This is a genomic window from Rhodopila globiformis (genome assembly GCF_002937115.1).
Classification (GTDB): Bacteria; Pseudomonadota; Alphaproteobacteria; order Acetobacterales; family Acetobacteraceae; genus Rhodopila; species Rhodopila globiformis.
Map to the genome: position 1 here is coordinate 1 of NZ_NHRY01000013.1, position 2961 is coordinate 2961.

Sequence of the window (2961 nt, forward strand, 5' to 3'; positions counted from 1 at the left end):
CGGCGCGCAGGTCCGGGTCATCCCCGGCGCACGGATCGCGGATGCACGACTGGCGGTGGAGGCCCTGCGATGATCACCCCACGCACGACACGCCTGGCAATTCTCCTGAGCGGCCTGCTGGCCGTGCGGCTGGTCCTTCTCCCCCTTCCGGCGCACGCCGCGCCGCCCCCGGCCGAGGAGCGGCGCATCGCCCTGGTGATCGGCATCAGCGCCTACCAGAACGCGCCGCACCTGGCCAACCCGGTGAACGACGCGCGCGCCATCGGCGACGCCCTGCGCCGGCTGAAGTTCGAGGTCAGCGAACTCGACGACCCCGACTTCCGCGCCCTCAACAACGGCGTGCGCGCCTTCGGCATCCAGGCCGCCACTGCCGACGTCGCCGTGGTCTACTACGCCGGCCACGGCGTGCAGGTGGACCGCGAGAACTACCTGATCCCGGCGGATGCCAAGCTGGAGCGCGAGCGCGACCTGTTCTACGAGGCGATGCCGCTGGAGCGGCTGCTCGATGAGGTCTCGCAGGCCAGCCACATCGGCATCGTGCTGCTCGACAGCTGCCGCAACAACCCGTTCATCGCGCACATTTCGCGCTCGATGACCGTGGCCGGGCGCGCGGTGGCGACCACCCCGGGCATGGCGCGGGTGGACAACGTGCCGCGCAACACCATGGTGGTGATGGCGGCCAAGGCGGACCAGATCGCCGAGGACGGGCAGGCGCACAGCCCGTTCGCCGCCGCGCTGCTGGCGCATTTCCAGATCCCCGGGCTGGAGCTGAGCCTGTTCTTCCGCAGCGTGCGCGACACCGTGCTGAAGGCCACCGGCAACCGCCAGGAGCCGTATGTGTTCAGCTCGCTCGGCGCCGAGCCGTTCTACTTCTTCCCCCGCCCGCCGAACCGCGCCCCGGTGATGGCCGCGGTCACGCCGCTGGCGGTGACCGAGGCCGCCGGGCCGACGCCGCTCGGGCTGGCAGCGCCGACCGATCCGGACCAGGACCCGCTGAGCGTGCGCATCATCGGCCTGCCGCGGTTCGGCGAGGTGCGCATCGAGGGTCGCCCCGTCGCGCTCAATGCCGTGTTCAGCGCCGATCGGCTGAAGGGGGCGGTGTACAAGCCGGACGGCAAGAGCATCGGCCCGGCCGGCACGCTGGACCTGCTGGTCGAGGACGGGCGCGGCGGCAGCGTCACCGCGAGCCTGCCGATCACGGTGCGCTCGTCGCATCACCTGCCGGTGCTGGCGGGTCCGGCGCGGGTCGCGGTGGCCGAGCAGGTGCTGGGCATTCCCGCTCCGGTCAGTCCGGACGGCGATCCGCTGACGGTGACGATCACGGCGCTGCCGCGCGGCACGGTGCGCAACGGCACGGCGATCGTGCATCCGGGCGACCATGTCTCGCCGCAGGACTTGTCGCGGCTGACCTTCTGGCCGGAGGCGGGCACGTCCGGGCCGGCCGGCAGCCTGCGCTACACGGTGGACAACGGCCATGGCGGGGTGGTCGAGGGGGCGCTGGCGGTCGATGTCGGGCCGGCCAGCGGCAGTCCCGACCAGGGGCCGGAGGCGGCGCTGTGGCTGACGCTGCGCGACAGCCGCGATCCGGTGGAGTTCGATGCGTTCCTGCGGCTGTTCCCGGGCTCGCCGCACGCCGGGGAGGCGAAGCGGCGGCGGGCGGCGTTGCTGGCGGCCCGCCCGCAGGTTGCCGCCCAGGGCGAGCCGCCGCGGGGTGAGCCGCAGCGGGCGGCGGCGGAGGCGGCGGGGATGGCGGAACCGGTGGCGCCCGGGATGGCGCCCGGGATGGCGATGGCGCCCAGGATGGCGGAACCGGTGGCGCCCGGGATGGCGCCTGGGATGGCGCCCGGGATGGCGCCGCCAATGGCGCCGCAGGCCGCGCGGGGCGGCGAGCCGCCGGTGGCGTCCAGGCCGGCTGGCGCGCTGCCAGGCACCGTCACCCGGCAGGCGCCGCCGCCCGGCGAGCCGCCGGCCGCGTCAGCGCCGTTCAAGACCGCCGCCAACGTCCCACCGCTCGCCCCGGCTGCGCGTGAACCGGGCCGCATGGCGGGCGTGTTCCAGGACTGCCCAACCTGCCCGCCGATGGTGCGCATCCCCGGGGGCAGCTTCATCATGGGACAGGGCGCGCACGCGCCGGAATCGCTGCCGGCGCACCGCGTCGAGGTGCCGGCCTTCGCCCTTGGCCAGGCGCCGGTGACGGTGGGCGACTGGAAGGCCTGCATGGCCGCCGGAGCCTGCAAGTTCCTGCCGCGCATGCGGGTCGCCCAGGACCGCACGCCGGTGCACAACCTGAGCTGGGACGACGCCGGGCAGTACATCGCCTGGCTGTCGCAGGCGGCGGGCCATCGCTACCGGCTGCCGAGCGAGGCGGAGTGGGAGTATGCCGCGCGCGGCGGCACGACGACGCGCTACTGGTGGGGCGAGGCGGTGGGGGTGCACCTGGCCAACTGCCAGGACTGCGGCGGGGCGCAGAACGCCTATGCGCCGCTGCCGGTCGATGCGCTGCGGCCGAACCCGTTCGGGCTGTACGACATGCTGGGGGGCGTGGCGCAGTGGATGGCGGATTGCTGGTTCCCGAACTATCACGGCGCGCCGGCCGATGCGGCGCCGCGCGAGGCCAGGGACTGCGAGAAACGAGTGCTGCGCGGGGGCTCGTTCCGCTCGCCGCATGACGAGATCACGGTGATCTACCGGTTCGACTACGATGCGTCCGTGCGCTATCTGGTCAACGGCTTCCGCGTGGCGCGCGATCTGAAGTAGGGAGGGCGCGGGGCGTCGGAAACGCCGGCTTTGTCGTGGCAGGCGGATCGGTTTCCTTGGAAACGGGTCCGGTTTGGGTGCCGGTGGCGAGGCGGTGGTACGGTGCGGGCGCCTCCGGTCTGGATGGGTGCTGTCTGTGCCCGGGCCGATCGTGGGCCATCGGCGGCGGGGGTGCGGGCGGATCGTCCGGATATGGTACCACAG

General features: G+C 73.6%; 1 protein-coding gene. It reads left to right on the forward strand.

Translation table 11 applies throughout. The features are described from left to right. The first annotated feature begins 69 nt into the window (after positions 1-69). Positions 70-2757 carry an SUMF1/EgtB/PvdO family nonheme iron enzyme gene (locus tag CCS01_RS00260; protein WP_104516845.1) on the forward strand — a complete coding sequence of 896 codons (2688 nt, stop codon included), beginning with the start codon at positions 70-72 and terminating at the stop codon, positions 2755-2757. The last annotated feature ends 204 nt before the right edge of the window (positions 2758-2961 follow it).